Origin of the sequence: Promicromonospora umidemergens, assembly GCF_024171995.1 — a bacterium.
Lineage (GTDB): Bacteria > Actinomycetota > Actinomycetes > Actinomycetales > Cellulomonadaceae > Promicromonospora > Promicromonospora umidemergens.
The window spans coordinates 15,452-38,009 of sequence record NZ_JAMTCT010000034.1; the positions used below are offsets into that span (position 1 = coordinate 15,452).

Genomic DNA, 22,558 nt, shown 5'->3' on the forward strand with positions numbered 1-22,558 from the left:
ATGTAAGGGATGGTCGATCGCTGGGCGTGTCGTCCACGGGTCTGATCGGAGCGGCACCCATCCACGGTGCGTCTGACCTGCGGGCTGCACGGTGGGTGAGCCGGGTAGTGCTGTCAGATCCGACAGGTGGTAAACCCTGCAATTCCGGCACATTGACGTGCACCCGCGGATAGCTATGAGCGGCCCATCTGGCCAAGCCGCAGCCACGATTGTGGCCCGAGTTCCGCGGGGTTCGATGCTTGCGCCAGCGCGTTCGGCGACCCCGGGGTCGGTGAGGGTGACCTGCCAGGCTTGGTGGAGAGATGGTCACCGCGCCGGCCGGGTTGGACAGCGTGCTACGACCGCTCGTGCTCGCTCAAGAACGTCCGAGGTACCGTGGACGTGTCCGCGAGTTTCAGAATGCGCTCTGTGATCTGTGTATCGACAGGCGCCACGTGACCAGACGGTACCGACGGCCACGTGGGCTCCAGTCGCTGTTCGCCATCCTCGTCGACAGCCACGACCTCCAAATAGTCACAGGTCAGATCCATCAAGGCATCGGCACGGATATCGACAGCTTGCGGCTCTTCCTCGAAGAACTCACAAGTCACTTCGGTATCCGACACATCGACGGCGGCGGCAGCCACATACTCCTTGAGGCGCAGGCTGAGATCGCCTCGGATGACCGAGCCCGACAGATCACCAATCCGAATAGTCAAGTTTCCTGGAATCGCGTGGTCGGGGAGATCGGGGAGCTCAAGGAGGGCCCCGCGCAAGTCGACGGCGTTCATGTCTACGCCATCGCTCTGGAGCGGTTGAAAGACCGCGCCGACCAGGCTCGCGTCCCAGAAGTAGGTGTTGTCCATCTTGCCGAGGACGAATCGGGCACCCGTCAGGTCGGTGCCCTGGAACCGCACACCTGTCAGGTCTGCCTCGGTGAAGTCCGCACACGTATCTGGGTCGACCGGCTGGACGAACATCTCTTTGCGGTAGTCGCCTTCATACAGGCCGGCGTTCTCGTCCGGATCGGCCACGCGGACGTCGCAGCCAAGATCCAGTCCAGACAGGTCGGCGCCCTTCAGATTCATCCCACGGAAGTTCTTGATCCCTCCATCGCGGGCGGACTCGCGAATGAATGTGACATTGGCCAGTACCTCCTGCTGCTCAGCCATGAGCAGGTCGCTTGACCGCTCAGCCACCTCCCGCCGGTCATCCGACAATGCTTGCGCCGAGAAAATGGTCAGAGCCAACAACGCAGCGAAGCCGACATCGATCGGAAGGGCGTACTTGCTGTGACGCAAGAAGCCCTTCCAGTACCCGGCCTCGTCATCGACGACACGAACCAGGACAGGCTCGGGTTGATTGACGCGCAGGGGAGTCCCCGATTGCTTTCGTTGGCCTGCAACGACAGGTGCGCTCCTTATCCGCATGTCGGTTCGTGCTGGCTGGCGGCCATGAGGTGTAACCCGCGGACGTCTCGGAACTGTCACAGGAGCCATCGTCGCGACTAGACGACTGGAAGTCCCCATCTCGACGCCGACTTCACCCAGCCAACCAGGGTGATCTGGACGGTGCTGCCGAACAGTCGGAGGCCCGCCGTTGTCGAGTTGAGGACCCTTCCCGTACTTCACCAGCGCGGATACCGCTGTCCCTGCTAGGCGCCAGGCGGCGGCCACGACTCAGTGCGGCAGCTGGTAGGTATCGGCGGGGTCGACGTCGATGCCGCCGATGATCATCCAGCCCTCGGGGACCTGCTCGAACAGGTCGTCACGGGCCTGCTCGGAGGTCTCGGCCTCGGCGGCGATCTCACGGGCCTGGGACTCATAATCGTTGGATCGTGGGTTCAAGTCCCACCTGGCCTACTCCTCATCCCCGTCCGCAATGGCCTCTCGACGCTCCTTGCGATGGAGTCGGTCAGACGGACCAGCGGGCCGCGCAAGGTAGTCAATGACGGCCTGTTCCTTGCCTCTGAAGTGGTCGACCAAGCTGATGAATGTCTGCTCCGATTGCCAGCCACATCCTCCGCAGATGGTGGAGTCGAGCATCCCCACCTCCGGCTCATCGACCATCTCCACATCCTCATCGAGCCGGTACGACCCACAACGGGGACAGCGCTCCGGCTCGCCGTGGTCACGCCGATGGATCAGACGTCCCAGTGCCGACAAGTAGTGCGCCGTGGCGTCCAGAACCAGCTCCGCGTCATCTGGGGTGGCGTTCGTGTTGTGCTGAAGCCACACGCTCAGGTCCCAGGTCTTGTCCACGAGAGCTTTGATGTAGGAGCGCACGCGACCCTCAGCCAGTCGCTCGGCAAAGATGTTGCCCCAGCCCTTGAAGTCACTGACTTTGGGCGGGTCCTCGACCTCACCGACCCACTCGGCGGTCATGTGGTCCCGTACGACCGCGAGGAGTGCATCACGGCACTTGATGCCGACAGCTTGGTAGTCCTCAGACTCCCCAGCACCGTCCATGTCAGACAGTGCCTGCTTGAAGCGTCGCCACGCGCCGGACACCCGTTCCTCTTCTGCCTCCGGAAGCTCCGCACGGCTGCGTTCTGCCATGAAGATGCCGAGCCCGAGATGGAAGATGAGCGCTTGCTCGACCTCCGGAAAGTCATCCTGTAGGTACAGGTTGGTGGGGTCCGTGATGACCCACCAGCGCGACCGTTCGCAGTGGACGTCATACATGTCGTGGACCCGACCCATGATGCGACGGGAACCCACCTTCTGGACGAGCCCTGCCGGGTCGTCATGCGACTGGCTGTTGACGTAGTCGCGGATGGACCGCGCCTCGTGCTCCGGCATCTCGGGCAACCGCATCTCCTCTCCTCGGCTTCCGACCCTCTCACGGTGCGGAGGGATGGAGGGGCCGAACCGGACCCCGGAAGCTCCGCAGCCCGCCCAGGCGCGCGAACGGGAGTGGTGATCTCGCCGGCACGGTCGGCTGTCCGCAGTGGAGTGGGCGAGCTGGACGACGCGCCGCCGGGCGGAATGCTGTAGGGGGACTGCTGCACAGAGGGGTGACGACGGCACTCCGCTCCTGGACGTCGCCGACCTCGCCCAGGACGCACGGAGGATTGGGCGCCGGAGCGACTGAAGGGCCGATCTGCCGCCTCACCAGCGCGGATACCGCTGTCCCTTTTGACATGTGGTAAACCCTGCAATTCCGGCACATTGACGCGCATGCGCGGGTGGCCAGCCAGGGGAGACGGCTGACGTCACCTGTCCGTGTAGCAGGGCCGCGGCAAAGTCGTGTCTGCTGGAGCGGGGTTGAGGTGGTCTGACCTGCGTCTTTGCTGGTGAGACGGGATGCGCGGGTGCGTCCCGAGACAGGTTGGATCGGAGGTTCCTACGCCAGCCGCTGCCTACCTGCAGGAACACACCCGCGCTCATGTCATCGTCTCGCGCCACCGCCGTGGTGTCCAAGCCCGTCTCATCCGACGTTCTTCTGGTCGAGCTTCTGGCCGGCCTGCCCGACCCGCGCGCCCGGCGCGGACGACGTCACCCAGTTCGGGCGTTGGTGGCCGTGGCGCTGTGCGCGGTCCTGACCGGCGCGAGGAGCTTCACCGCGATCGCAGAATGGGCCCGCGACGCCGGCAGGATCCGGCTACGGCGGCTGGGAATGATGCGGCGGGCCGCGGACGAGGCCACGTTCCGCCGGGTCCTGACCCGGCTGGACCCGGCCGCCCTTCAGGAGGCCTTCGGCGTCTGGGCGCTCACCCGTGCCCGATGCTCGGGCGGGCGGCGCGTCTACGCGATCGACGGGAAGTCGCTGCGTGGCGCGCGGAAGAAGGGCGCCGCCCGCGCGTTCCTCGTCGCGGCCCTCGACCATGCCACCGGGACCGTTGCCGCGCAGACCGCTGTGGATACCAAGGGCTCGGAGATCACCGCCGCCCGGGTCCTGATCGGTCTGCTCGACCTGACCGGCGCCGTCCTGACTCTGGACGCCCTGCACACGAACAACGCCACCGCCTCCCAGATCCTGGCCGCGGGCGCGCACTACGTCTTGACCGTCAAGGGCAACTCCCGGGCGCTGTTCCGCATGCTCAAGGCGCTGCCCTGGGCCCGGATCCCCGCGACCACGACCACCGAGACCAGCCACGGGCGGCGCGCGACGCGCACGATCAAGGTCCTGGACGCGCCCGCGTGGATCGAGTTCATCGGTGCCGCCCAGGTTGCCCAGCTGCGCCGCACGGTCACCCGCAAGGGCAAGAAGACCGTGGAGGTCGTCTACCTCGTCACCTCCGCCGACGCCCGCACGGCGAGCCCCGAGACCCTGGCGACCTGGGCGAACACGCACTGGTCGATCGAGAACCGGCTCCACTGGGTGCGCGACGTGACGTTCGACGAAGACCGTAGTCAAATCCATACCGGCCACGCACCACAGAACATGGCCGCCCTGCGGAACACCGCCATCGCGATCCTGCGCCACGCCGGCTGGGACAACATCGCCCAAGCCCTGCGCCATCACGCCAGAGACATCGACCGGCCCATCCACGCACTCCTACAGTCATGACTTTGCCGGGGCCCTGGTCCGTGTAGTGGTCCCGTGTTCGCCGATGCCGGTGGCTGCGCCGGTGTTCTCGTCGGGTGAGGGCTGCGGTGCGTCGATGCGGCGGCGACGTGTCCGGGCGGGAGGGGTGCCCGCGATCCATCCAGCGAGCAATCGCGTCGGCGTCGCACACCTCGCGGACGAGCATGTCGTGCTGTCCGGTCATCGAGGTCATCGAGCCTTCAACCAGCGCGAGCAGCATCCCGGTGATCCGGGAGTCCTTCGACCTGAGCGATCGGCGTCACGCCTTGACGGGCGACCGCGATCACGTCACGACGAAACTCGGGTTGGTAAGCCTTGGGCACGACAACATCCTCCAGCACCGACCTCAGGCCGGTACGGATCAGACGTCAACCATCCGAGGGCAGTCCCGGACGCGGCACTTCTTCGTGAACAGAGACTGGTCACGAAGCCAGCACTCCGGCCGGCCGATCCCTTCGGCGCTGTGCCTACGTCGAGGGGCGATCCAGAATCGACCGCACGGTCGCGGTGACGACATCGGCGACGTCTGCAGTCTTGATGCGTCCGTCACGGCTCTCCTCGGCGGCACCGTGCAGGACGTAGTGCACGACGTTCACCAGCCAGTCGATCGGCAGGTCCGTGCGGAAAACCCCCTCGTGCTGGCCACGGCGGACGAGTTCCTCGATCCGCTCACCCGGGCCCGCATGAAGGTCACGGATGCGGCCGGCGGGCAAAACGCCCTGGGCGGCAGCGAGTAGCGCCGCTGACTCCGCGACCAGCGCCCAGCTGGACGCGAGCAACCGGTTCAGGGCGCCTCGCGCATCACCGCCGAGGTCGACAGCCGACAGTGTCTCCTCGCCGGCCCGCAGTGCGTCGATAAGGGCGGCCTCTACCAGCTCCGCGCGGGTCTTGAAGTGTCCGTAGAGCGTCATCCGGCCCACGCCCGCGGCCGCAGCGATGGCGTCGATGGTCGCGTCCGGGTCCTCGCTCAGGCTGGCGCGTGCCGCGGACACGATGCGGACGATGCTGCGCTCGGCGTCTGCTCGCCTCCGCGGGCGGATGTCGGTGCTCATGCCACCCAGTCTATCTCGTACGGGAATATACGGGTTATGCTCACTCTTGTAACTCGTACTTCGAAATACGACTTAGTCCATGGAGGACGCGATGACAACGAACGAAACCCCCACGGCAGCCGAACGGCAAGAGGCAGGCCATCCGTTGCGCTGGCGCATCCTGGGGTTCCTCGGGGTCGCGCAGCTGATGCTGATCCTTGACGTGACCGTCGTGGCCATCGCCCTACCGCACATCGAGACCGACCTGGGCCTGAGCCGGGCGGCACTGACCTGGATGGTGAGCGCGTACACGCTCACGTTCGGCGGCCTGATGCTGTTGGGCGGACGCCTCGCCGACCTGATCGGGGCCAAGCGGGTAGTGCTCGCGGGTCTGCTGATCTTCACGGCCGCGTCACTGTTGACGGGGCTGGCTGACTCCGCCGTCCTGCTCCTGGGCGGTCGCATCGCCCAGGGCGTCGGCGCGGCGCTGCTCTCACCGGCGGCGCTTTCGCTGGTCGTGACGCTGTTCGACGGCGAGGAGCGGAACAAGGCTCTTGGCGTGTGGTCAGCGCTGGGCGGCGGTGGCGCGGCCCTCGGCCTCCTCGTGGGCGGGCTGCTCACCGCCGGGCCGGGCTGGCCCTGGGTCTTCTACGTCAACGTCCCGATCGGCCTGGTAATCCTTGTCGGCCTTGCCGTCCTGTTGCCCCGGCAGAGCGGAGCCGTGCCGCGCGCCCGGCTCGACGTACTTGGCGCGCTGCTCGTCACCGCATCGTCGGGCGCACTGATCTACGCGCTCATCAACGCTGGAGAGGACGGGTGGCTGACGCCCGTCACCGGGTGGCTCGTGCTGCTGGTCGTCGTCGGCTATTTCGCGTTCGTCCTCTGGCAGCGGACCGCGCGTTCACCGCTCATGGACGTCGCCCTGCTCGCGCGACGACCGGTGGCGACCGGCACCTTCCTCATCTTGATGGCGACGATCCTGATGATCGCGGTGTTCTTCCTGGGCACGTTCTACTTCCAGCACGCACGCGGCTACGGCGCACTGCAGACCGGCCTGCTCTTCCTTCCGGTCGCGCTCGCCACGATGCTCGGCGCCAACCTCACCGGCCGTGCCATTGCCCGGCTCGGAGCGCGCGCCCTGGCGGTGACTGGCCTGCTCGTCGCGGCGATCGGCCTGGCCGTGCCCGCGCTCTGGACGGAACCCGTCGCGGTGACCGTGGGCGTCGCGATCGCGGGCGCCGGGACCGGCGCGCTATATGTCGTCGCCTCGGCGACCGCTCTCGGTCAGGTCGCGCCCCACGAGGCCGGTGTCGCCTCAGGTCTGGTGAGCACCTTCCACGAGTTCGGTGCGTCCATCGGAGCCGCGGTCGTGTCCAGCGTCGCGGCGGCCAGTCTTGTCGGAGACACCCTCACCGGGTTCACGAACGGCTTCGTCGTGATGGCATTCGTTGCGAGCGGCGGGGCGCTGGTGGCCGCTGCGCTAACGCCCGGCCGCCCCGCCACCCACTGAGCGATAACGCTCGTCGTCGGGCACGTTCCTGACCATCCTCCTGCGGCGCGAGCTCGCGGTCATCAACCGGATCGCGTCGCAGGAAGACCGCGGCTTGTTCGGCGCGCAGAGCTTCACCCAGCTGGATGGGTTCGTCGGCCCCGGTCTTGGTGGCGTGCTGCTGTCCACCTGGAACGGCACGGTCATGTTCCTCGGTGCAGGCTCCCTCGACCCTCCTCAGCACGGCGTTCACGCTGCTGGTCGCCCGGGGCACGCCCGGTCTGATTTGCCGCGCTGAAGTCAGTCCGTGACGGACGCCGCGACCAGCCAGGCCGTGATCAGCACGATCACCACCATCAGCGAGGTTTCCCGGATGGCGCTGCGGCGCAGCAAGTTGCCCGCCTTGCGGGCGCTGCGCTGCCGGAACCGCCGGGACTCGAGGCGGGGCACGACCCGGAAGTGGCTGTACGCCCCGATCGCCCCGACCACCAAGACGACGCCCACCTTGGCGAGCAGGAGGATTCCCCAGGCGCTCTCCCAGAGCTGCTCCGGACGGTCGACGATCTCGACCGCCAGCACCACGCCGGCGGCGCCCACCACGGCGACGGCCACGGCCGCGACGACGGAGAACCGGGCGCCGATCAGCGCGGCATCCAGGGCCCGGCCGTCACGGCTGCGGCGGCGCAGCAGGATCCACATCGCGACGACGCCACCCACCCACGTGGCTGCGGCCGCGAGGTGCGCGACGTCGGCGCTCACGACCAGCCAGCGCGGCTCGGCGGTGTTGCTGTGACCGCCGAGCACGTGCCCGGCGCCCACGAGCACGCCGCCGAGGATCGCGAGCCACGAGCCCGGCACGGTGCGCCGGGCGCCGGCCGCGATCGCCACAGCGCCGACGGCCTGCAGACCGAGGGCCCAGCGGGTGGTGCCGGTGAGCGAGTCCGCGATCGCGGAGGGCGAGACTGCGGCGGCGAGGTCGCCGTGCGCCAGGTGCACGGAACCAGCGGCGACGTGGATGACGAGACCGCCCAGGATCAGCAGGCCCGCCCCGCGGACCACCCGGAGCACGACGGGGACATCCTCCCGGTCCTCCGCGCGCAGCACGAGAGCGGCGAACGCCAGAGCGCCGGCGCCGACCAGCGCGCCCCAGAGGGCGGCAGCGCTGCCCAGACGCGCGACGGCCTGCGCGGCGTTGCTCGCCGGGCTGTCCATCGCCATGGCATCGTGGTCCATCCCGTCCATGTTGCCCATGTCGTGGGCGCCGTGCGGGCCGTCGGTGTGCTCATCGCCGGTGTCCTCGGACTGCTCCTCGGGAGCGGCGGACTCGCTCGGGGCGGGACCCGCGCCGGCGACGGTGAAGCCGAAGGTGCCCTCCAGCGGGTGGCCGTCCTGGGCGGCAGCCGTCCAGGTCACCGTGTAGTCGCCGGCGGCCAGCGGTTCGCGCGGTGTCGCCACGAGGACGAGGCCGCCCTCCGCGGAGGCGACGTCGGCCGCGACCGTGCCGGCGGGGCCGACGACGACAATTCCGTCGCCGAGCGGCGTCACCGGGAGCGTGAACCTCAGCGCGACCTCGGCGACGGGGACGTCGGAGGTCGAGCCGGCGGCGGGCACCGTCGACTCGAGCTTGGTGTGGGCGGAGGCGAACGGGGCGCACCACGTCGCGAGCACGAACGCCGCGAGCAGGCCGACGACCAGCCGGGCCGAGGCGCGCGTGACCCTGGAGGGTCGGACCATGAAGGACTCCTCACGAGCGGGTGGTGCGCCGGCTCGTCGCCGGCGCACCACCCATCGGTCACATGGACGTCGGTCACATGGACGCGAGCAGGTCCTCCATCGTCCCGATCTCGGCGGTCTGCGTGTCGACGATGGTCTGCGCCATCTCGACGGCGGCCGCGTCGCTGCCGTCCTTGATCTCGGTCTGAGCCATCTCGACGGCGCCCTCGTGGTGCGCGATCATCTGCTCCAGGAACAACCGGTCGCTCTCGGGCGGAGTGGCGCTGTCCAGCGCCTGCATGTCCTCCTCGGTCATCATGCCGCTCATCGCGTCGTGGCCGTCGTGCTCCTGCGCGGTGCGCTCGGCGCCCCACGAGTCGAGCCACTGGCCGAGCTGCTCCATCTCCGGTGCCTGGGCCGCCTTGATCTGGGTGGCCAGCGCCGTGACCTCGGGGTTCGTCCCGTCCTTCGCCAGGACGATGTCCGACATCTCGACCGCCTGCTCGTGGTGCGGGATCATCATCTGCGCGAACATCATGTCCGCCTCGTTGTGGGCCGCCCCGTCGCCGGACTCCGAGCCGGCCATGGTGGACATGTCGTGCTCCGCGGGCTCCTGCGAGCCTGAGCAGCCGGCCAGGGCGAGGGCGCCGGCCAGGACAACGGCGGACATCAGGGTACGCTTCATCAAAATCTTCCTCTAGCTCGTCTCGATCTTCGGGGTAGCACTCATCTGCGCGTCACGCGGGGCGTGGTCGCGCTGGTGGGGTCGGCACGGTGCGCGCCGACGCCGGGTCTACGTCCGGGAGATGCAGAGCTCGTGCAAGGAAGGCGCGGCGACCGCACGCAGGTCGGTCACGACCCGCGCCAGGGGCACCGACCACGCGGGCAAGGCCCGCCACAGGAGCCGTCGTACGGGTACGACGAGCGCCAGCAGCGCGACGAGGATCATGAGACACATCGCCATGGCGGCGTCGTGCCCGCCACACCCCTCGCAGCAGTCGCCCTCCTGCTCGGCCGGCTCCGGCGTGACGTGGCCGCCGGCCGGTGTCACCGTCGGCGGCACGCCGTCGGTGACGGCGCTCTGCGTGGCGACGACGGAGGCGTCGTGCGGCCCGTACCCGTGCGAGGCCGGGGACCCGCTCATCTGGTGCATGGTGACCACGCCGATGATGACCGTGAGGATCACCAGTGCGCCGTTCAGGCGTCGCCCGGGCTCGGCGACGGCCGAGCGGAGGAGCGAGATCACGCGCACGTCACGGACAGTAGTCGACGGCGGGTGCCGCACGGAAACCACCTGTCTACGCCTCGTCGCGAACGAGCGGCCCGCGACCGACGGGTCATGGGGCGCCAGTTCTGGATGGTCACGATCTCCCTCGTCACTTGCGGCTATCGACGTGCTCGCGATCCTGTGGGGTGACCGTGGCACGGTCGCGGATCGTACGGGCGCTGATCTCGGGGCGAAGGTCCAGACGGCGCAGGAGCTGGGCGTTCGCCGCGACGACGATCGTGGACAGGGACATCAGGACCGCGCCGACCGACATCGGCAGGACGAACCCGATCGGGGCGAGCACGCCCGCGGCCAGCGGTACGGAGATGAGGTTGTACCCGGCTGCCCACCACAGGTTCTGCTTCATCTTGCGGTAGCTCGCACGGGACAGCTCGATCACCGACAGCACCGAACGGGGGTCGTCGCTGGCCAGGATGACTCCGGCTGACGCGATCGCGACGTCGGTCCCAGCGCCGATCGCGATCCCGACGTCGGCCTGCGCCAGCGCCGGGGCGTCGTTGACGCCGTCGCCGACCATCGCGACCTTGCGGCCCTCGTCCTGCAGCTGGCGCACCTTCGCGGACTTGTCCTCCGGGCGGACACCGGCGAAGTACCTGTCGATGCCGAGCTCTTCGGCGACGGTCTTGGCCACGGCCTCGGCGTCGCCGGTGATCATCACGACCTGCACTCCCTGGGCGTGCAGCGCGTCGACGGCCTGACGCGACTCGGGGCGGATCTCGTCGGCGAGCTTGAGCGCACCGGCGACCTGGCCGTCGACCAGCACGTGCAGGATGATCGCGCCGTCCGCGCGCCACTGGTCGGCAACCGCCAGCTCGGCGGTGTCGTGCTGCTCGAGCAGGTAGGGGCCGCCCACGGCGATCGTCTGCCCCTGGACCGTGGCGCTGACGCCCACGGCAGGAGAGGAGGTGAAGTCGGTGGCGCCAGGGACCTGCAGGCTGCGGGAACGTGCCGCCTGCACGATCGCGCGCGCCAGGGGGTGCTCGGAGTCGGACTCGGCAGCAGCGGCCAGCGCCAGGACGGTGTCTGACTCGTTGTCGCCGGTGGGGTGGACCTCGGTGACGGTCGGCTGACCCTTGGTGAGCGTCCCGGTCTTGTCGAACAGCACGGAGGTGACGGTGCGCATGCTCTCCAGGGCGAGCCGGTCCTTGACCAGCACGCCGCCGCGCGCCGCACGCTCGGTCGCGATGGACACCACCAGCGGGATGGCCAGACCGAGAGCGTGGGGGCAGGCGATGACAAGCACCGTGATCGTGCGGACGACGGCGTCGTCCGGCATACCGGCGACCGACCAGACCAACGCGGTGATCACGGCCGCACCCAGGGCGAACCAGAACAGCCACCCGGCGGCCGTGTCCGCCAGCCGCTGCGCCCGGGAGCTGGAGTTCTGGGCATCGGTGACCAGGCGCTGGATGCCGGCCAGAGCGGTGTCCTGCCCGACGGCGGTGACCTGGACGCGCACTCCGGAGTCGGTCGCCACGGTCCCCGCGACGACGGGGTCGCCCTCGGCCCGCCGTACCGGGCGCGACTCTCCGGTGATCATCGACTCGTCCATGCTGGCCGAGCCCTGCACGACCTTGCCGTCGGCGGGCACCCGACCACCCGGGCGCACGACCACCACGTCGCCGACCCGGAGGTCGGACGGCGACACGGTGACCACGTCCTCACCCTCGACACGTTCCGCCTCGTCGGGCAGCAGCGCGGCCAGCGAGTCCAGCGCCGACGTCGTCTGGGCCAGCGACCGCATCTCGATCCAGTGGCCGAGCAGCATGATCACGATCAGCAGCGCCAGCTCCCACCAGAAGTCGAGCTGATGGTCCAGCACTCCCAGGCTCGCACCCCAGGACGCCAGGAACGCGACCGTGATCGCCAGTCCGATCAGCAGCATCATCCCGGGCTTACGGGCCCGGATCTCCGATACGGCACCGGTGAGGAACGGCCGTCCGCCCCACACGTACATGACCGTGCCAAGGACCGGCGACACCCAGGCCAGGCCCGGGACGTCCGGCAGCGCGTAGCCCAGGATCATCGCGAACATGCCCGATGCGGCGACTACCGGCACGGCGATGACGAGCATGATCCAGAACAAGCGCCGGAACTGGCCGACGTGGTCGCCGTGCCCTCCGTGACCGGAGTGACCACCTGCATGGCCACTGTGGCCGCCGTGGTCGGTCTGGCCACCGTGACTGCTGTGGTCGGCGTGCATGGCGTGCTCGTCGGCTCCGCCGTGCCGGTCGTGCGCCGGATCGGGGCTGTCGTGGCCGCCGTGATCGTGGCTGTGCTGATCGGGTGCACTGTGCCCCGCGTGCACGTCATCACCAGAGAGGGCGGTCGGGTGGTGATGGTGCTCGTTGTGACCGGCGGTCCCATCGCCGGTCGGCACGTGGTGGTGCTGGTGGTCCTGGCTCATGGTGATCAGCCTTCGCTGGGTGGAGTAGATGGGCAAGAGGGGCGGCCGTGGGCGACTGGGTGCTCGCCCACGACCGCCGGGCTCAGGCCGCGGTGACGTACCGCTCGGGGTCAGCGTCGAACAGCGGCCCGCACGCGTCGCAGCAGAACCAGTACCGCGCGCCGTCGTGATCGCGGAACAGACCCGCGGCCTCGGCGTCGGCCTTGACGACCGAGCTGCCAGGCATGACGGGGCAGTCTGCGACGTCCTCGGCGCTCAGGCCGCTCGTGTCCGCGGCGTGGCCGCAAGCGGCAGCCGGTGCGGAACTTTCGTGCGCGTCACCGTGGTCGTGGGTGCCGTGGTCATGCGTGTGGCCGTGCGCCATGAGAAAGAAGCCCTTCGGTTCCGGATCAGGGGGAGGCAGATACGTCGCGTCAGCGCGTTCAGACCCGCTGCGCGCTGTAGCCGGCCTCGGCGACTGCGGCCAGCACGTTCGAGTCGTCCACAGGCGCGGAGCTCGTCACTTCGAGACGGCCCGTCGAGGCGCTCACCTTCACGCCATCCACTCCCGGCACCTGGGTGACCTCTTCGGTCACCGACATCTCGCAGTGGCCACATGTCATTCCGGCCACTGCGTAGGTCGTGGTGGTCTGGCTCATGAATCTATCCCTTCTGTCAGGTACCCATAGGGGGTATGTTCCAGAGAGAACATACCCAGCCCGGGTATCCTATGCAAGGGGCGAGCATGAACAAGTTCGACGTCGTCGTGGTAGGGCACGGCGCGGCCTCGCAGGCTGCGCTCCGGGAGCTGAGAGCCAACGTGCCACACCTGTCCTCGGCCCTGATTGCCGACGCGGGCGGCATCAACCGCACCCCGGTCACCAAGAGCGTGCTCACGGGCCGGAGCGAGCGGATCGAGGCACATGCAGCGTCTGGAGCTAAAGCCCTTTCACGGAACCTGGGTTATACAACCAAGTACGGCACGCCCGTGACCCTCTGCTTCTGAGAGAGGTACTGACATCACTTCCTGGTGGGACACAAGACAGCGCCTGCAAGCCGGCAACAGGAGCATCCTGGTCGAAGCTTCTGACGACTCGGTCTACGTTGCACTCGTTCTCGACGAGGCGTCTCCGCTGACGGCTCGCGCACACGCATTCGTCGTGCGTGCCGACGACGGGCGTGTTCACCAGCTGAATCCCATGCTCGCCGTGCAACTGGCAGACGAGGAAGCTCTCTATACCGGTGTAGTCGCTGCAGGTAAGGACGCCCCTCCGTTCGTCCACTTTGTGTTTGTGAAGGGTGCTCCGGGTCGAATCGAGGCAGGCCTAGCTCCCGATGGTTCGCCCGTCGCGGTCGACCTATCCCCTAATGGATGGGGAGCAGCAGTCCAGGCAGCAGCGCGTTCACCAGGTTTTGAGTTCTGAGCCATGTGTGTCGAGCCGATGATGGTCCACCACGAGGGAGCTATCGAGATGGCTCAGACTGAGGTCGAGGACGGGGCCAACGAGGCGGCAGTCGAGATGGCCAGCACCATAGTCAGCTCTCAGACCAGCGAGATCCGGACGACGGAGGGCCTGCTCGCAGGCATGTGACCCCGGCGGCGGTGCGCTGACCTCGCTGCGGCGCACCGCCCACGGCTGCCGATACGGGTACTAGTGGGTCCGGCGATGGGTTTTGCCCGCTGCCCGCTGGCTGTGGTCCTGGTGCTCAGGCGTGTATCCGAGCCCGTCCAGGACTACCCGGGTGAGTCGGGCGACCCCGTCGAGGTCCTTCATCTCACCGGCCGCTTCCAGCGCGCGGCGGCAGTACACAGCGAGCTCCTCCGCGTCGAGGTCTGAGCGCACCAGATGCTCTGCCGCCGCCTGTGCGATCAGGTCAGTGAAGACACCATGCAGACGGCGCTCCACGTCGGCGACCTCGGGCCCGCGATGCACCAGTGACCTGATGTCCGCGGAGGAGTGTCGGCCTCGGTGGAAGCAGATGGACGCGTACTCCTCGGCGACGGCCACGAGCCGGGCGCCCGGCGGTTGAGTCTTTCCGCGCAGGTCTTCCAGCGTCCGGAGATGGTCCTCGACGTGCCGTGCGTGGTGGGCGACCAGGATCGACTCGACGTCCGAGAAGTATTTGTAGAGGGTTGCCCGTCCGATACCCGCGGCCTCTGCCACCTGCGACATGGTCAGTGAGAGCGGTCCGTGCTCTTCGGCCAGTCGCCAGGCGGCCTGTGTGATGGCGTCACGTACGGATCGGCGGTGTCCGTCGATCGATTCCTCCCACAGCTTCGGCACCTGACGATGATACGCCTCGTCGCTGATGTGACACTCTGTACATGCTCGATACAGTCTGTATCGAACGACGAGAGCGACCACCGCTGACCCGAGGAGACGACGATGACCGAGAACGCACCCGGCCCGACCGCAGGCAAGGCGGCCCAGGGGCATCCAGGCCCGCCCCGGTGGGCCAAGATGCTTGCCATCGGCGCTGTCGTCGCCGTGATTGTGATTGTCGCGGCGATGCTGCTCGCCGGCGGTGGGCACGGTCCCGGGATGCACGGCTGATGCAGATGTCACCGGGGATCCGGAAGCTGATGCTGACGGTCCATGTCACGGCCTCGGTGGGTTGGATCGGAGCGATCGCCGCATACATCGCCCTCAACGTGCCGACCTACGTCAGCGACGACGAGCAGACCGTCCGGGCGGCGTACCTGATGATGGAGCCCGTCCTGCGGTATGCCCTCATCCCGCTTGCGGCGGTGGCCCTGATCACCGGGATCGTCCAGGCCCTCGGGACACCCTGGGGGCTGGTGCGGCACTACTGGGTCACGATCAGCCTCGCCCTGACCGCGTTCGCGTTCGTGGTCCTGGTGCTCCACCTGCCGGCCGTCGAGGCGATGTCCGCCGTCGCCGCGGAACCGACGGGTGACGTCGACCAGCTCGGCGGGGACCTGTTCCATGCCGTGGGTGGTTTGGTCGTGCTGCTGGTCCCGCTGGTGCTGAACATCTACAAGCCGCGTGGGATGACCCGCTACGGCTGGCGTCGCGCACAGGACCGCCGCACGACGAGCCCACACACCTGACCTGCACGATCAGTGCGCATCGTGGCAGCGAAACGAGGCCCAGGACGGTCCTCATCGCCATCTGGTGTTGCCGGACACCGTGTCCATACCGTTACTGTTGGGCTCGCTATGAACCTGACTCGTGCCGCTCGCTCGCTGCTCGCCGCTCCTCGGCGCGGGTTCGCGAGCGTCCTGACGGTCATGTTCCTCGTGCTCGCTGTCCTGGGTGTGCAGGCCGTGTGCGGTGTCCATCCGCATCAGGTCGACCACAGCGGCACGCCGTCGCACGGCGCCGTCGAAGAGCACGCGCACTCCGTCGCCGCGGCGGATCATGCCGCGCAGATCGGTGCGGAGCACCCCGGCGAGGACCCGAACGACTGCGCTGAAGACCGCACGGTGACCGCGCGGTACGACCGGACGCTGTCGCCCTCGATGGACCTGGCCGGGGCGCCGTCCCTTGCCCAGCAGTGGCTGGTGCCCGACATCGGGCACCACGAACGCCAGGCTCCGTCGGGCCTGGCCCGAGCGGCAGCGCCGTCGCTGCATGCCCTGGGGATCTCCCGGACGTAGACCACCTCACCGCGTCGACACCACCCCACCTGGGTGTCGGCCGGTTCAGCGCGCCCCGAAGGGTCGCGCGTGTGGTTCTACTCCGATCCGAAAGGTCCCAGCTTTCATGGAGCCCAGCTTCAACCCGACCCCGGCCGTGCGCGGCCGTGGTCGTCACCGGGCGGCGCGCCGCCCCGTCCTGGCCGACGTCGCCCGAACCGCCACCGAGCAGATCACCACGTTCGCCGGCCGTACCGCCGTGGCGGCGGCGGCCGGTTCCGGCGTCCTGCTGTCCCTGGTGGCCGCCCCCGCGCAGGCCGCGCCGGCCACGGAACTCAGCGCCTCGCTAGCCAGCCAGCCGGTCCAGGGCGCGCTGAACTCGGCTGCCCTCAACGCCCTGACCACCCAGGCCAAGGAGTCTGTCGCCGCCGCCCCCGTGGTGACCGTCGCTCCCGATGCGGAGCTGAAGGTCGAGACGGCCGCCGTCTCCGTCGTCTCGGCCGAGGAGAACGAGGAGTACCAGGCGGAGCTCGCCGCCGAGGCCGAAGCAGAGGCGGAGGCAGAAGCCGCCGCAGCCGCCGAGGAGGAGGCAGAAGCCGCCGCGGCTGCCGATGCGGAGGCTGCCGCCGCCGTCGCGGTCGACGTCCCGGCCTCTGCGAAGGGGTCGGCCATCGTGTCCATCGGGATGCGGTACCTCGGGGTGCCGTACCTGTGGGGCGGCGAGACCCCGGCCGGGATGGACTGCTCCGGGTTCACGTCCTACGTCTTCGCGCAGGTCGGGATCAACCTTCCCCGGACGTCGTCCGAGCAGCGGTACGCGGGGACCGAGGTGCCCTGGTCCCAGGCGCAGCCCGGTGACCTGCTCTGGTCGCCCGGCCACATAGCGATCTACGCCGGTGACGGCATGCAGATCGAGGCACCGGTGCCGGGCAAGTCGGTCCGGTACACCCAGGTCTGGCAGTCCAACCCGGTCGTCCTGCGGGTCGGCTGACCTACATGGCGTGAGGGCGGGCCGATGCCCGCCCTCACGCCGCTCACCGGGTGGCGTGCTCCCGCCACTGCGATGTCTCGGTACCGCTTGAGTTGAGAGACCTTATGCACCCCCACCTGAGTCCTGACCTGTCCACCGGAGCGATGCCGAGGCGCCGCTCGCGCCCGCCGGTGCGCGAGGTCGTGCTGGCCACGCTGTTGCTGCTCGGGCTCGCCCAGCTACCCGCATCGGCACACGGCCAGCTTGCGCCGTCGGCCCCTGCAGCCCCGAGGGATGAGGTCGCCCTGCCTGTGGCCGAAGCCCCGGTGGCCCTCCAGTCCCTGCGGAACGATCCGAGCCCTGCCGTCGCGGCCTCCGTACCTGAACCGACAACGGGCGACCACCACACCACCGTGGCCGGGTTCCCGACCCCGCTCGCCCTGGCCGGCGGGGCCGTGATCCTGGTGCTCGCGATCCTTCTGGCGATCACGACACTCACCAGGCAGCGACACGACGCCGATTCCCGTATGCCCACGAGAAAGGCCCAGTCGTGGCTCGACCAAGATCCATTGTCATGACCGTCGGGATCACGCTCGCCGTCGGTCTTGTCGTCGCCGCGCTCATCATCCCGAGGCTGGCCGCCGATACCCTGCACGACGGCCAGAGCGACACCGGAGCAGCCCCAAAGATGGAACATATCCACGGGATCGGGATCAATCCGGGCGACGGCGTCGTCTACGCGGGAACGCACCACGGCCTGTTCCGGATCGCCGACGGCCAGGCGAGCCGGGTCGCGGACCGAGTGCAGGACTACATGGGATTCACCGTCGCCGGACCGGGCCAGTTCCTGGCCAGCGGCCACCCCGGCCCAGGACAGGGCGGCCCGAGCTCGGTCGGCCTCATCGAGAGCACCGACGTCGGCCAGACCTGGAAGACGCTCTCCTTGAGCGGCCAGGCGGACTTCCACGCACTCGAGTACCGCCACGACCGCGTGTACGGGCTCAACTCGATGACTGGCCAGCTCCTGGCCAGCACCGACAAGAAGTCCTGGGAAGAGGTCAGCAGCGCCCCGATCGCGGACTTCTCTGTCAGTCCAGCGGACGCCGACGTCCTGGTGGCCACCACTGAGCAGGGCCTGGCCCGCAGCACGGACGGCGGAGCCACGTTCGAGCTGGTCGGGTCCGCACCGGTGATGATCTTCGTTAGCTGGGCCGACGACGGCACGCTGGCCGGCGTGACCCCGGACGGCGTCGTCTACACCGCGCAGGATCCCACCGATGAGTGGACCGAGCAGGCTCGCCTGGACGGGCAGCCCGAGGCACTGACTATCGCTTCAGGCACGCAGATCTACGCAGCCGCCGACGGCAACGTGCTCGCCTCCACCGACGGCGGGGCCACGTTCTCCCCGATGGTCGATCAGTGAACTGCTCCACAGGCGTCGGCCCAATGGCCAGGACGTACGCCACGACACCGACGGCTCGAGGGTGCACGTTCGCTCGTCACCTACTGCACGTTCCACACCACTGCCTACGTCGGAGGAAGCGATGAGGCATGGACGAGATGCGCCCTCGTCCCGGCTCGTGGCCCTGGCCGAGGGCTCAGGGGCGCAGACGCGGCGTAGCCGAGGACGGCGTCGCAAGGGCCGGCACGCGGCCTCACCGCGCCGCACGTTACCTCCGGCCACAGGGCAATGGTCGTTGACTCTTGGTTTGGGGATCGCTCTGGCCACCACGACATCGTTCACGGTCGCCGCGAACGTCGGGGCGGCGGGAGACGATGAGCACGACCGGTCAGGAGGGGCTGACGCCGTAGTGGCATCCGGTCCGTCGCCGTCGAGCATGGCTGCGGCGGTGCCCGACCGGCGGAGCGGAGCGTCACGCGGTCAGGAGCGTTCACCACGCGGAACATCTGCCGCTGGTGTCATCGTGCCCCCTGATGCGTCGATGCCGGTCGAGGAGTCGGCACCTGTGCGGGTCGAGGCCCCGCCGGTCCTGCCTGGTTGCGATGGCGAAGCGACAGGCTCGGGACTCAACGGCCAGGTGCCGCAGAGCGAGTTGTGCGACCTGTGGGACGGCCACCCGCCGATCCGTGCCGACGCGGCCGTGGCGTTTGCGCGCATGAACGAGGCATACAGCGCTCGGTTCGGTGAGTCGATATGCATCACGGACGGCTACCGCAGCTACGCGCAGCAGGTCGCCGCGAAAGCGGCAAAGCCCACCCTGACGGCAACACCGGGCCGGTCTAACCACGGCTGGGGGCTTGCCGTGGACATATGCGCCGACGGCTACGCCGGTGAACGCTGGGACTGGCTCAAGGCGCACGGTCCCGAGTACGGGTGGGACAACCCGGAATGGGCACGGGAGGGCGGCTCTGGACCGTACGAACCATGGCACTGGGAATTCACTGCCGCCGTGGCGCAGATCGACGACCACTGAGGCACCAACTTCGACCAAACATGGTCCCTGTCCGGCATGCTGCGAGCGTGCCAGACGGCGATGCGCGAGATGGAGGATCACATCACCGCCGCATTCAACAGGTCCGAACGCCATACCCAAGGGGGGTACTATCCGGGCGTGCTTGAGACTTCACCGGCCCGTGCTGCGACGTCGACCCCTGGTCTGACGGCGTGCAGTCTGTGCGCCGGAGAGACACTGGGTGAGACCGACACGATGCCGGGCGGCCAGCTCGCCCGGCTGTGCCGACTGGACGCGGCCGGCGTTGCGCGCCTGACCCTGTCCGAGTGCCTGGACGAATGCGAGCGGGGAGACGTCGTCGTTGCACGTCCGAGCGGCGCCGGGCGTGAGGCAGCAGGCAGGCCCGTGTGGTTCGAACGCCTCGCCGGCGACGAGCCGACCGCCCGGCTTTGCCAGTGGCTCCAAGACGGCGGCCCCGGCGTCGAAGACGTCCCTGAGGAGCTGGTACCCCTGATCATCGACCGGGCAGGATCGAACGACATGTGACGGACGCCGGGCTCAGGTCGGACACACGACGGCGACGGTCTTGGGACGACGCCACGTTCGCGCGGCGAGCCTCGGCATCGATCAGCGCGGCCCTGTCCGTTCAGATGACGGGTTGAAGAGACGCGGGTCTTGAGACCCGCGCCTCCTGGTCACTCGGCTCGGTTTGTCGCTCAGCCGGCGACCGTATCCAGGTCAACCGCGGTGGCCTCCGCACGCTGTCGGGTCCGTAGTGCGGCGAGGGTGATGACACCGCCGAAGACCGCGACGACTGCTGCGCCGATGAACGCGGCGGAGTAGCCACCGGTCAGTGCCTCCGGGTCGACGGCGCCGGCCGCGATCGTCGAGCTCAGCACCGTCAGGGCCGCGAGCCCCACGGCCGAGCCGATCTGATAGCTGGTGTTGACCAGCCCCGAGGCCACGCCGGTCTCCTCCGGCCGGGCCGCGCCGATCGCCGTGCCGAGCGACGGTACGAACGCCAGCGCCATACCGAACGCCGCGACCAGCGAGGCGGGCAGCACGTCGACGACATAGGTGCCGTCCGGGCGGGCGAACGCCAGCCACGCGAGGCCGGCGGCGAGGAACCCGAACCCGGCGACGATCAGGGCCCTGGCGCCGAACCGTGCCAGGAGCCGCGGTGCGACGAGCGTCATGCCGAGCACGATCAGCACCGTTATCGGGAGCAGGGCCGCCCCGGCCGCGAACGCCCCGGCGCCCAGGACCTGCTGCAGGTAGAGGTTCAGGAAGAACCACATGGGCACCCAGGCTGCACCGAGCAGGAGCTGGGCGAGGTTCGCCGCACCGAGCAGCGGGGTACGGAAGATCGCCAGCCGCAGCAGCGGCTGCCGCGAACGGGCCTGGATGACGAAGAACGCGGCGAGCAGGACCACGCCGGTGCCGAGCGCGATCAGTGTCTCAGTGGCGGTCCAGCCCGCCTCGGGAGCGCGGACGACGCCGTAGACGAGAGCCGCGAGGCCGACCGTGCCGGTGGTCGCGCCACCGACGTCGACGGAGCCGCGCCCACCTGCGACGGCGGGTAGTGCACTGGGCGTGAGTAGGACGACGAGTGCGGCGATCGGGACCGTGATGTAGAAGACCCATGGCCAGCTCGCCCACTCGGTGAGCACGCCGCCGAGGAAGACGCCGGCTGTGCCGCCGATCGGCGCCGCCGCGCCGTAGACGGCGAACGCGCGAGGCAGTTCGCTGGTGCCGCCGAAGAGGGCCATCAGCAGGCTGAGCGCCGCCGGGGCGATGAGCGCGGCGCCCGCACCCTGGACCGCGCGTCCGGCGATCTCAACGCCGATGTTGCCGGCCGCCCCGGCGAGCACGGAACCGGCGGCGAGGATCAGCCAGCCGCTGGTGAACACCTTCCGGGCTCCGAGGAGGTCCGAGAGCCGCCCGCCGAGGAGCAGCAGGCCACCGAAGGCGACGACGTAGGCATTGAACACCCAGGACAGCGACTCGGGCGTGAACCCGAGCTCGGCCTGCATGTCCGGAAGGGCCACGCCGATGATCGACGTGTCCATGATGACGACGAACTGGGCTGCGGCGATGAGCGCGAGCCCGAGCCACCGGCGTCCTGCCGGGGCTGCCGTTGGTGCTGACATGTCATTCCCTCTCTCCCACGGGATACCCAGTGGGGGTACCCGTTCAGTGGGGTATGTGTATACCCCCGGGGGGTACTGAGTCAACAGGAAAGCAGATCGAGGTGGGGCGGCGGTGGACGATCGCGTCACGGGATCCAGCCGCCGCCGCTATGACTTCCTGGGCTTCGTCGACCCCGTCCAGGACGTACCAGGGGTGTCGGAGCGACTGAAGGACCGATCTGCCGCCTCACCAGCGCGGATACCGCTGTCCCTTCTGACATGTGGTAAACCCCGCAATTCCGGCACATTAAAGTCTGAGTGTGGGTGGCAAGCGGTGCCACGTGTCGGTCGTCAGACAGCCACTCATGGTGCAGGTCGAGCTCGATCGCGGCCAGGATCCGCGACCTGCTGCGCAGGTGTCGCCAGGTTGGGGGCGCGGACAGGATCTCGTCCGAGCAGTCTCAGTCCGAGCGCAGATAAGGGATCTGTGCTCACCACCAACGCGTCCGTGGCAGCTGACCGTCCTGTCTGATAGCGATCGGTCGTGTCGTTCAGGGCGCGAGGGCGGCCGTGATCTGTTCGTGTGTGGGTAGGTCTAGTCGGCAGCAGGTGGTCGTCGCGACCGGTCTACCGGTGGCGCCGTCCAGCCCGTCGATCACCAGGGTCGGGGAGGGGTAGTCGCCGACGACCACCTGTACGTCCACCTGGATGCCGGTCTCGGCTCCGGCGTTCCGGATCAGGTTAAGCAACCCGTCGACCAGGGGGCAGTCGGGGACCTGCAGCACCTGTACCCGTCGTGAGATCGGTTGTGAGCTGTCGCTGAGTGTCATCGTGGGCCTTCCCTGGTGCGTCAGGCGGGTCGCGGCGCGTACATGATCACGGCGACGCCGGCGAGGCAGACCAGTGCACCGATCGCGTCGTAGCGGTCTGGTCTGAAGCCGTCCATCACCATGCCCCACGCCAGGGATCCGGCGACGAAGATCCCGCCGTAGGCGGCCAGGATGCGGCCGAAGTTGGCGTCGGGCTGG

At 68.8% G+C, this 22,558-nt stretch carries 26 protein-coding genes; 12 read left to right on the plus strand and 14 right to left on the minus strand.

Annotated elements, in window-relative coordinates; translation table 11 throughout:
• Nucleotides 1–335 precede the first annotated feature (335 nt).
• The 3 genes from APR04_RS28575 to APR04_RS28585 all read right to left on the minus strand — a co-directional run bounded on the left by APR04_RS28575 (nucleotide 336) and on the right by APR04_RS28585 (nucleotide 2,795).
• Nucleotides 336–1,409 (minus strand): pentapeptide repeat-containing protein, encoded by a 1,074-nt coding sequence (locus APR04_RS28575; protein ID WP_253877674.1) that lies wholly within the window; start codon nucleotides 1,407–1,409, stop codon nucleotides 336–338.
• Between the two features lie 249 nt (nucleotides 1,410–1,658).
• Nucleotides 1,659–1,826 (minus strand): hypothetical protein, encoded by a 168-nt coding sequence (locus APR04_RS28580; protein WP_253877676.1) that lies wholly within the window; start codon nucleotides 1,824–1,826, stop codon nucleotides 1,659–1,661.
• A gap of 12 nt (nucleotides 1,827–1,838) precedes the next feature.
• Nucleotides 1,839–2,795 carry a hypothetical protein gene (locus APR04_RS28585; RefSeq protein ID WP_253877678.1) on the minus strand — a complete coding sequence of 319 codons (957 nt, stop codon included), beginning with the start codon at nucleotides 2,793–2,795 and terminating at the stop codon, nucleotides 1,839–1,841.
• 571 nt (nucleotides 2,796–3,366) lie between these two features.
• On the opposite strand from APR04_RS28585, the gene APR04_RS28590 reads away from it, so the two are divergent.
• Nucleotides 3,367–4,491 (plus strand): ISAs1 family transposase, encoded by a 1,125-nt coding sequence (locus APR04_RS28590; RefSeq protein WP_253877680.1) that lies wholly within the window; start codon nucleotides 3,367–3,369, stop codon nucleotides 4,489–4,491.
• 485 nt (nucleotides 4,492–4,976) lie between these two features.
• Here APR04_RS28590 and APR04_RS28595 read toward each other — a convergent pair whose 3' ends face one another.
• Entirely contained in the window at nucleotides 4,977–5,561 is a 585-nt protein-coding gene (locus APR04_RS28595; RefSeq protein WP_253877682.1) for a TetR/AcrR family transcriptional regulator, read from the minus strand.
• Between the two features lie 91 nt (nucleotides 5,562–5,652).
• Between APR04_RS28595 and APR04_RS28600 the strand changes: the two genes are divergently transcribed.
• The gene (locus APR04_RS28600; RefSeq protein ID WP_253877684.1) at nucleotides 5,653–7,050 is read left to right on the plus strand and encodes an MFS transporter; all 1,398 of its coding nucleotides are present in this window, start codon (nucleotides 5,653–5,655) and stop codon (nucleotides 7,048–7,050) included.
• A gap of 279 nt (nucleotides 7,051–7,329) precedes the next feature.
• Here APR04_RS28600 and APR04_RS28605 read toward each other — a convergent pair whose 3' ends face one another.
• The 6 genes from APR04_RS28605 to APR04_RS28630 form a co-directional block, all read right to left on the minus strand.
• On the minus strand, nucleotides 7,330–8,763 hold the full coding sequence (locus APR04_RS28605; RefSeq protein WP_253877686.1) for a copper resistance CopC/CopD family protein: 1,434 nt from the start codon (nucleotides 8,761–8,763) through the stop codon (nucleotides 7,330–7,332).
• Nucleotides 8,764–8,836: 73 nt separating this feature from the next.
• Nucleotides 8,837–9,427, minus strand: a complete 591-nt coding sequence (locus APR04_RS28610; RefSeq protein ID WP_253877688.1) for a DUF305 domain-containing protein — start codon at nucleotides 9,425–9,427, stop codon at nucleotides 8,837–8,839.
• 108 nt (nucleotides 9,428–9,535) lie between these two features.
• The gene (locus tag APR04_RS28615) at nucleotides 9,536–9,994 is read right to left on the minus strand and encodes a DUF6153 family protein (RefSeq protein ID WP_253877700.1); all 459 of its coding nucleotides are present in this window, start codon (nucleotides 9,992–9,994) and stop codon (nucleotides 9,536–9,538) included.
• A 124-nt stretch (nucleotides 9,995–10,118) separates the two neighbouring features.
• On the minus strand, nucleotides 10,119–12,437 hold the full coding sequence (locus tag APR04_RS28620) for a heavy metal translocating P-type ATPase (RefSeq protein WP_372496183.1): 2,319 nt from the start codon (nucleotides 12,435–12,437) through the stop codon (nucleotides 10,119–10,121).
• 82 nt (nucleotides 12,438–12,519) lie between these two features.
• Complete coding sequence (locus APR04_RS28625) at nucleotides 12,520–12,663, minus strand: YHS domain-containing protein (protein ID WP_372496184.1); 144 nt, start codon at nucleotides 12,661–12,663, stop codon at nucleotides 12,520–12,522.
• 196 nt (nucleotides 12,664–12,859) lie between these two features.
• Nucleotides 12,860–13,075, minus strand: a complete 216-nt coding sequence (locus APR04_RS28630) for a heavy-metal-associated domain-containing protein (protein ID WP_253877702.1) — start codon at nucleotides 13,073–13,075, stop codon at nucleotides 12,860–12,862.
• An 86-nt stretch (nucleotides 13,076–13,161) separates the two neighbouring features.
• On the opposite strand from APR04_RS28630, the gene APR04_RS28635 reads away from it, so the two are divergent.
• Both APR04_RS28635 and APR04_RS28640 read left to right on the plus strand, forming a co-directional pair.
• Nucleotides 13,162–13,422 (plus strand): hypothetical protein, encoded by a 261-nt coding sequence (locus tag APR04_RS28635; RefSeq protein WP_253877704.1) that lies wholly within the window; start codon nucleotides 13,162–13,164, stop codon nucleotides 13,420–13,422.
• 439 nt (nucleotides 13,423–13,861) lie between these two features.
• Entirely contained in the window at nucleotides 13,862–14,008 is a 147-nt protein-coding gene (locus APR04_RS28640; protein ID WP_301313108.1) for a DUF305 domain-containing protein, read from the plus strand.
• A gap of 60 nt (nucleotides 14,009–14,068) precedes the next feature.
• Here the strand turns inward: APR04_RS28640 and APR04_RS28645 are convergent, their stop codons facing one another.
• Complete coding sequence (locus APR04_RS28645; RefSeq protein ID WP_253877708.1) at nucleotides 14,069–14,701, minus strand: TetR/AcrR family transcriptional regulator; 633 nt, start codon at nucleotides 14,699–14,701, stop codon at nucleotides 14,069–14,071.
• 102 nt (nucleotides 14,702–14,803) lie between these two features.
• Between APR04_RS28645 and APR04_RS28650 the strand changes: the two genes are divergently transcribed.
• The 8 genes from APR04_RS28650 (at nucleotide 14,804) to APR04_RS28685 (ending at nucleotide 19,947) form a co-directional block, all read left to right on the plus strand.
• Nucleotides 14,804–14,971 (plus strand): hypothetical protein, encoded by a 168-nt coding sequence (locus APR04_RS28650; RefSeq protein ID WP_253877710.1) that lies wholly within the window; start codon nucleotides 14,804–14,806, stop codon nucleotides 14,969–14,971.
• Nucleotides 14,971–15,489, plus strand: a complete 519-nt coding sequence (locus APR04_RS28655) for a DUF2269 domain-containing protein (protein ID WP_253877713.1) — start codon at nucleotides 14,971–14,973, stop codon at nucleotides 15,487–15,489. Before APR04_RS28650 ends, APR04_RS28655 begins: the two co-directional genes overlap by 1 nt.
• 108 nt (nucleotides 15,490–15,597) lie before the next feature.
• Nucleotides 15,598–16,038 (plus strand): hypothetical protein, encoded by a 441-nt coding sequence (locus tag APR04_RS28660; protein WP_253877715.1) that lies wholly within the window; start codon nucleotides 15,598–15,600, stop codon nucleotides 16,036–16,038.
• Between the two features lie 106 nt (nucleotides 16,039–16,144).
• The gene (locus APR04_RS28665; protein WP_253877717.1) at nucleotides 16,145–17,008 is read left to right on the plus strand and encodes a C40 family peptidase; all 864 of its coding nucleotides are present in this window, start codon (nucleotides 16,145–16,147) and stop codon (nucleotides 17,006–17,008) included.
• Nucleotides 17,009–17,112: 104 nt separating this feature from the next.
• Nucleotides 17,113–17,565: a hypothetical protein gene (locus APR04_RS28670; protein WP_253877719.1), complete on the plus strand. Its 453-nt coding sequence runs from the start codon at nucleotides 17,113–17,115 to the stop codon at nucleotides 17,563–17,565.
• A complete protein-coding gene (locus tag APR04_RS28675) occupies nucleotides 17,562–18,410 on the plus strand; it encodes a F510_1955 family glycosylhydrolase (protein ID WP_253877721.1) in 849 nt (282 codons plus the stop codon). The genes APR04_RS28670 and APR04_RS28675 overlap by 4 nt, the downstream gene beginning before the upstream one ends.
• A gap of 520 nt (nucleotides 18,411–18,930) precedes the next feature.
• On the plus strand, nucleotides 18,931–19,422 hold the full coding sequence (locus APR04_RS28680; protein WP_253877727.1) for a M15 family metallopeptidase: 492 nt from the start codon (nucleotides 18,931–18,933) through the stop codon (nucleotides 19,420–19,422).
• A 60-nt stretch (nucleotides 19,423–19,482) separates the two neighbouring features.
• Nucleotides 19,483–19,947 (plus strand): hypothetical protein, encoded by a 465-nt coding sequence (locus APR04_RS28685; protein ID WP_253877730.1) that lies wholly within the window; start codon nucleotides 19,483–19,485, stop codon nucleotides 19,945–19,947.
• Nucleotides 19,948–20,117: 170 nt separating this feature from the next.
• On the opposite strand, the gene APR04_RS28690 is transcribed toward APR04_RS28685, so the two are convergent.
• From APR04_RS28690 to APR04_RS28700, 3 genes are all read right to left on the minus strand, one after another.
• The gene (locus APR04_RS28690) at nucleotides 20,118–21,551 is read right to left on the minus strand and encodes an MFS transporter (protein ID WP_253877732.1); all 1,434 of its coding nucleotides are present in this window, start codon (nucleotides 21,549–21,551) and stop codon (nucleotides 20,118–20,120) included.
• Between the two features lie 530 nt (nucleotides 21,552–22,081).
• Nucleotides 22,082–22,360 carry a hypothetical protein gene (locus tag APR04_RS28695; protein ID WP_253877735.1) on the minus strand — a complete coding sequence of 93 codons (279 nt, stop codon included), beginning with the start codon at nucleotides 22,358–22,360 and terminating at the stop codon, nucleotides 22,082–22,084.
• A 20-nt stretch (nucleotides 22,361–22,380) separates the two neighbouring features.
• The coding region (locus APR04_RS28700) for a YnfA family protein (protein ID WP_253877741.1) at nucleotides 22,381–22,558 on the minus strand (178 nt) is incomplete at its 5' end.

Bases quoted from the DNA above. Each gene is read 5' to 3' on its own strand.
- APR04_RS28575 (WP_253877674.1), bottom strand. From the start codon at position 1,409: ATGCGGATAAGGAGCGCACCTGTCGTTGCAGGCCAACGAAAGCAATCG.
- APR04_RS28585 (WP_253877678.1), bottom strand. From the start codon at position 2,795: ATGCGGTTGCCCGAGATGCCGGAGCACGAGGCGCGGTCCATCCGCGAC.
- APR04_RS28590 (WP_253877680.1), top strand. From the start codon at position 3,367: ATGTCATCGTCTCGCGCCACCGCCGTGGTGTCCAAGCCCGTCTCATCC.
- APR04_RS28595 (WP_253877682.1), bottom strand. From the start codon at position 5,561: ATGAGCACCGACATCCGCCCGCGGAGGCGAGCAGACGCCGAGCGCAGC.
- APR04_RS28600 (WP_253877684.1), top strand. From the start codon at position 5,653: ATGACAACGAACGAAACCCCCACGGCAGCCGAACGGCAAGAGGCAGGC.
- APR04_RS28605 (WP_253877686.1), bottom strand. From the start codon at position 8,763: ATGGTCCGACCCTCCAGGGTCACGCGCGCCTCGGCCCGGCTGGTCGTC.
- APR04_RS28610 (WP_253877688.1), bottom strand. From the start codon at position 9,427: ATGAAGCGTACCCTGATGTCCGCCGTTGTCCTGGCCGGCGCCCTCGCC.
- APR04_RS28620 (WP_372496183.1), bottom strand. From the start codon at position 12,437: ATGAGCCAGGACCACCAGCACCACCACGTGCCGACCGGCGATGGGACC.
- APR04_RS28625 (WP_372496184.1), bottom strand. From the start codon at position 12,663: ATGCCTGGCAGCTCGGTCGTCAAGGCCGACGCCGAGGCCGCGGGTCTG.
- APR04_RS28630 (WP_253877702.1), bottom strand. From the start codon at position 13,075: ATGAGCCAGACCACCACGACCTACGCAGTGGCCGGAATGACATGTGGC.
- APR04_RS28635 (WP_253877704.1), top strand. From the start codon at position 13,162: ATGAACAAGTTCGACGTCGTCGTGGTAGGGCACGGCGCGGCCTCGCAG.
- APR04_RS28640 (WP_301313108.1), top strand. From the start codon at position 13,862: ATGGTCCACCACGAGGGAGCTATCGAGATGGCTCAGACTGAGGTCGAG.
- APR04_RS28650 (WP_253877710.1), top strand. From the start codon at position 14,804: ATGACCGAGAACGCACCCGGCCCGACCGCAGGCAAGGCGGCCCAGGGG.
- APR04_RS28655 (WP_253877713.1), top strand. From the start codon at position 14,971: ATGCAGATGTCACCGGGGATCCGGAAGCTGATGCTGACGGTCCATGTC.
- APR04_RS28660 (WP_253877715.1), top strand. From the start codon at position 15,598: ATGAACCTGACTCGTGCCGCTCGCTCGCTGCTCGCCGCTCCTCGGCGC.
- APR04_RS28665 (WP_253877717.1), top strand. From the start codon at position 16,145: ATGGAGCCCAGCTTCAACCCGACCCCGGCCGTGCGCGGCCGTGGTCGT.
- APR04_RS28670 (WP_253877719.1), top strand. From the start codon at position 17,113: ATGCACCCCCACCTGAGTCCTGACCTGTCCACCGGAGCGATGCCGAGG.
- APR04_RS28675 (WP_253877721.1), top strand. From the start codon at position 17,562: ATGACCGTCGGGATCACGCTCGCCGTCGGTCTTGTCGTCGCCGCGCTC.
- APR04_RS28680 (WP_253877727.1), top strand. From the start codon at position 18,931: ATGCCGGTCGAGGAGTCGGCACCTGTGCGGGTCGAGGCCCCGCCGGTC.
- APR04_RS28685 (WP_253877730.1), top strand. From the start codon at position 19,483: ATGCGCGAGATGGAGGATCACATCACCGCCGCATTCAACAGGTCCGAA.
- APR04_RS28690 (WP_253877732.1), bottom strand. From the start codon at position 21,551: ATGTCAGCACCAACGGCAGCCCCGGCAGGACGCCGGTGGCTCGGGCTC.
- APR04_RS28695 (WP_253877735.1), bottom strand. From the start codon at position 22,360: ATGACACTCAGCGACAGCTCACAACCGATCTCACGACGGGTACAGGTG.